The sequence below is a fragment of the Clostridium sp. N3C genome (genome assembly GCF_900095445.1).
Taxonomy (GTDB): Bacteria; Bacillota; Clostridia; order Clostridiales; family Clostridiaceae; genus Clostridium_AU.
This window is the reverse complement of record NZ_FMJL01000021.1, coordinates 1-4,696: the sequence shown is the minus strand read 5'-3', so window position 1 is coordinate 4,696 and position 4,696 is coordinate 1. Positions and strand designations below refer to the sequence as shown.

Sequence of the window (4,696 nt, the reverse complement as noted above, 5' to 3'; positions counted from 1 at the left end):
CACATTTAGTACAAATTACGATACATCCTCGGACAAGTTCCAGAATTATTATAAAGACCTCTCTCTTCGTGTAAAGAATCGGGAGATTGATATATTGATTGTTGTCAATATGTTCCTGACAGGCTTTGATGCAACAACCCTGAATACGCTATGGGTAGATAAAAACCTGAGACAGCATGGACTGATTCAGGCTTTTTCAAGAACTAACCGCATCTTAAACAGCGTTAAGACCTATGGTAATATCGTTTGCTTTAGAGATTTGAAAGAAGAAACAGATAAGGCTATTGCACTATTCGGTAATAAGGATGCAGGCGGTATTGTACTGCTAAAAACATTCGATGAATATTATAAGGGATATGATGAAAAAGGTGAACACAAGCCGGGCTATGCTGAACTGATTGCAACCCTTACAACACAGTATCCCCTTGGACAACCTATTCTCGGAGAAGAAGCGGAAAAAGACTTTATCAGGTTATATGGAGCAATACTCAGGCTCAGAAATATTCTTACTTCTTTCGATGACTTTGAAGGAAACGAGATTTTATCTGAAAGGGATTTTCAGGACTATCAGAGCATTTATATTGACCTGTATCAGGAATATAGAAAAGGTACTGATGGTGACAAAGAAACTATCAATGATGACATAGTTTTTGAGATTGAACTGGTCAAACAGATAGAGGTAAATATTGACTACATCCTTATGCTTGTAGCTAAATATCAACAATCCAACTGCAAGGATAAAACCATTCTTACGACCATTGATAAGGCTATCAATTCGAGTATTGAACTTCGAAGTAAGAAAGAACTTATCGAGCGTTTTATTGAGCAAGTCAATGTATCGACCAAAGTGGATGAGGATTGGCGAAAATTCCTCCATGAGCGTAAGGAAGCGGATATTTCAGCAATTATAGAAGAAGAAAAGTTAAAGCCTGAAGAAACCCGCCGATTCATCGACAATGCTTTCCGAGATGGGATACTTAAAACAACCGGTACAGCCATTGATAAAATCATGCCACCTGTATCTCGCTTTGGCGGAGGCAGAGCTGCGAAAAAACAAGGAATTATCGAAAAACTGATGATATTCTTTGAAAAGTATTTAGGTTTGATATAGATTAATATCAATCGCTAATTCAAAAAATAATATCTTTATAAAAAGACCAGTCACAATCAGGCATGAATGCTTGAAGTGACTGGTCTTTTTTGCCCCGCTTGAAGCTGTTCATTTAAGTTTTTCTTCAATCCCTAAGAGAACGCTTCTTTGGTCGAATTTTTTTATAATTATTAACTTTGATTATTCCCTTATTCTAATAATATTAGCTCCTAATTTTTGAAACTTTTTTTCTATTTCAACGTAGCCTCTATCAATGTGATATACATCCTGAATAGAAGTATTGCCTTCCGCTGCTAATCCGGCAAGGATTAAAGCTGCACCTGCTCGTAAATCTGTAGCCTTTACCTCCGCTCCAGTTAGCCGTGGCACTCCTTCAATTATAGCACTTCTTCCTTCTGTTTTTATATTTGCCCCCATCCTTTTTAATTCATTTACATGCATATAACGGTTTTCAAATATTGTTTCAGTTATAATACTGGTGCCATTAACAGTAGATAAAAGCACCATCATTTGTGCTTGCATATCAGTAGGAAAACCTGGATAAGGCATGGTTTTAATATCTACCGGGCGAAGTTCTTTATTACCGTCTATTATAATACTTCCTCCTTGATATTCCATAGAAAGTCCACATTCCGTAAGTTTTGCTATTACCGGCTTCATATGTTCCTCTAATATCCCATTAATTTTTAGTTTGCTTTTAGTAATGGCTGCTGCAACCATAAAAGTTCCTGCTTCTATCCTATCATAAATAGGCGTATGAGATGCTCCGTTCAAATTTTTTACTCCTGTTATATGAATTGTGTCTGTTCCAGCTCCTTGAATTTTTGCCCCCATAGAAATTAAAAAAGATGCCAGATCTATAATTTCTGGTTCAGCTGCTGCGTTTTCTATGGTAGTTTCCCCTTCAGCCATAACAGCTGACATCATAATATTTTCAGTAGCTCCTACTGATGGAAAATCCAAATATATTTGGCTTCCTACCAACTTATTAACATAAGCTTCTACATATCCATGTCCTAAATTAATTTTAGCTCCTAAGGCACTTAAACCTTTTAAATGTAAATCTATGGGCCTGCTACCAATATTGCAGCCACCTGGAAGAGAAATTTTAAACTTTCCAAACCTAGCTAACATAGGCCCCATAATAAGAAAAGATGCTCTCATCTTTTTTACTAATTCAGCGTCTGGTTCGCAAAGAGTTACTTCAGAAGTATCTATAGTTATAATATTGCTCTCTTTATCTATATCCACTTTAGCACTCAAGGATCTTAAAACGTCACATATAACTAATACGTCCTCTAACATAGGTGCATTTTTAATTTCACATTTTTCTCCGCATAATATACTTGCGGCAATAATAGGTAATACAGAATTTTTTGCTGAACTGATATTTACCTCGCCACTTAATTTACATCCACCTTTTACTACTATTTTCTCCATATTGTCCTCCATTATAAATTGCTAATAACTTGTGCTGATTACTGGTGTACCTATTATTATATAACTTCCAGATTCACAGCTTCGAACGGCACAATTTATATCAATTAAATGATTACCATTCTTCATGGAATTTCCTATTCCTATATAGCCTGTTATACTGTAACCTTTTTCTATATGAACACTTGATATATTATTAGCATCAAAAGCCTTTAAAACATATTCTATTTCTGCTTTAAGATTTGATATATTCTTTTCCGGACTTATAGCCTTTAAGTATTCATATCTAACTACTTTCCATACCTTCCTTTTTAGAAACTCGTCCATCTTGTTCTTCTTAGAAGCTATATTTTCCAAGTGCCCTTCTTCCACAAGCTCTACGATGATTTTACTATTCTCTTGGGAATATGCTATAAAACCTTTAACATTGCTATTATGAAATGCAATCTCCCTTTTTGACCCCTCTCCATCACTTACTTCCACATCTTCCTTATTAATTGATAGAAGATCAAATATCTCTTTAAAGCTTTCTTCTGGATTTCCACTTATGGTTAACTCATATCTTAAGCCAGATTCTATAATACTTCCATTAGTTTTTTTAAGAATGCTACCACTAATATCTTCAATGCTATCAGCTAACACTGTAACCTTACTTATATAAACTATTAAAAGTAGTAGATAAATTTGAATAACTATTTTTTTGCCCTTCATTTCTATTCCCCCTCTTATTCTTAGCTAAATTATTGCCAAAACCAGAGGGTTTATACACATATAGCAGTACTAAATATATTATTAATATATACTTTTTATTAAAAAGTGTGAAAAGCAAATAGGTAAGATCTTCAATAATATCAACTTTTACTAATGTCCTAATCTTTTATCCTTAACAGCAAAAAAGAATTCAGCATAGCTGAATCCTTTTTTTATTATATGATTACTTTATTATTGACCTCTGTTTACTTACAGTATTTATACTTCATTGTTTAGTTATTGTCTACACATTTACTATCTTCACAAAGCAAATCAACCTGACCCTTTTTTACTCTTAATATACCTGCAGAGGTAAAAAGCTTATGTTCCTTCCCTTCTAAATCCTCAAACTTTGTTACACTAGGTATTATAGTAGTTATCAAAGAGATATGATTTGGAAGCACTTCTAATATTCCCTCTTTATTAGTAACTTTAATACTTTTTATCTCTCCTTGATAAAATCTTCTATCTGCTGTAAGAATAGTTAGTTTCATCATATCTAACATTATCATCACTTCCCTACTAACCCATAAGGGTCTTTGCTTTTTCTTTTACGTCATCAATCCCACCTACAAATAGGAAAGCAGCCTCTGGAACATGATCCCATTTACCTTCTAATATTTCTTTAAAACCTCTTATAGTTTCTGATACAGGGACATATTTACCCTTTAATCCTGTAAATTGCTCTCCTACAGTAAAGGGCTGAGAGAGAAATCTTTGAATTCTTCGTGCTCTTGCCACCACTATTTTATCTTCCTCTGAAATCTCATCTATACCTAAAATAGCTATAATGTCTTGAAGTTCCTTATATCTTTCTAAGATATTTTTAACTTCACTAGCTACTCTGTAATGTTCCTCTCCTACCACTCTTGGATCTAAAATTCTAGAAGTGGACTCTAAAGGATCTACCGCTGGATATATACCTAATTCTACAATAGATCTAGATAATACTGTTGTAGCATCTAAATGAGCAAAGGTTGTAGCTGGAGCTGGATCTGTTAAGTCATCTGCTGGTACATATACCGCTTGTACTGATGTAATAGAACCATGTTTTGTAGATGTAATTCTCTCCTGAAGCGCTCCCATCTCCGTAGCTAAAGTTGGTTGATATCCAACAGCACTAGGTATTCTACCTAAAAGAGCAGATACTTCTGACCCCGCCTGAGTAAATCTATATATATTATCAATAAAAAGTAACACATCTTTACCCTTATCTCTGAAATATTCTGATATAGTAAGACCTGTTAGGGCCACTCTCATTCTTGCTCCTGGTGGTTCATTCATTTGCCCAAAGACAAGAGCAGTCTTGTTTATTACGCCGGACTCCTTCATTTCATAGTAAAGGTCATTACCTTCTCTAGTTCTCTCACCTACTCCTGTAAATACAGAAATACCTCC

General features: G+C 34.6%; 5 protein-coding genes. 1 reads left to right on the top strand and 4 read right to left on the bottom strand.

Going from position 1 to position 4,696, the window contains the following annotated elements; all coding sequences use genetic code 11:
- Positions 1 to 1,111: type I restriction endonuclease subunit R, EcoR124 family (locus tag N3C_RS07775; RefSeq protein ID WP_441294406.1), on the top strand; the 1,111-nt coding region annotated here is incomplete at its 5' end.
- 180 nt (positions 1,112 to 1,291) lie between these two features.
- On the opposite strand, the gene murA is transcribed toward N3C_RS07775, so the two are convergent.
- The 4 genes from murA to atpD form a co-directional block, all read right to left on the bottom strand.
- Entirely contained in the window at positions 1,292 to 2,551 is a 1,260-nt protein-coding gene (gene murA / locus N3C_RS07770; protein ID WP_074365479.1) for a UDP-N-acetylglucosamine 1-carboxyvinyltransferase, read from the bottom strand.
- Positions 2,552 to 2,572: 21 nt separating this feature from the next.
- Positions 2,573 to 3,259 carry a YwmB family TATA-box binding protein gene (locus N3C_RS07765; protein ID WP_074365478.1) on the bottom strand — a complete coding sequence of 229 codons (687 nt, stop codon included), beginning with the start codon at positions 3,257 to 3,259 and terminating at the stop codon, positions 2,573 to 2,575.
- Between the two features lie 272 nt (positions 3,260 to 3,531).
- On the bottom strand, positions 3,532 to 3,792 hold the full coding sequence (locus tag N3C_RS07760; protein WP_207648611.1) for a F0F1 ATP synthase subunit epsilon: 261 nt from the start codon (positions 3,790 to 3,792) through the stop codon (positions 3,532 to 3,534).
- A gap of 28 nt (positions 3,793 to 3,820) precedes the next feature.
- On the bottom strand, positions 3,821 to 4,696 hold an 876-nt coding region (gene atpD, locus N3C_RS07755; protein ID WP_074365476.1), incomplete at its 5' end, for a F0F1 ATP synthase subunit beta.

Excerpts from the sequence above, each read along its gene's own strand:
- N3C_RS07760 (WP_207648611.1), bottom strand. The coding sequence starts at position 3,792 with ATGAAACTAACTATTCTTACAGCAGATAGAAGATTTTATCAAGGAGAG.
- N3C_RS07765 (WP_074365478.1), bottom strand. The coding sequence starts at position 3,259 with ATGAAGGGCAAAAAAATAGTTATTCAAATTTATCTACTACTTTTAATA.
- murA (WP_074365479.1), bottom strand. The coding sequence starts at position 2,551 with ATGGAGAAAATAGTAGTAAAAGGTGGATGTAAATTAAGTGGCGAGGTA.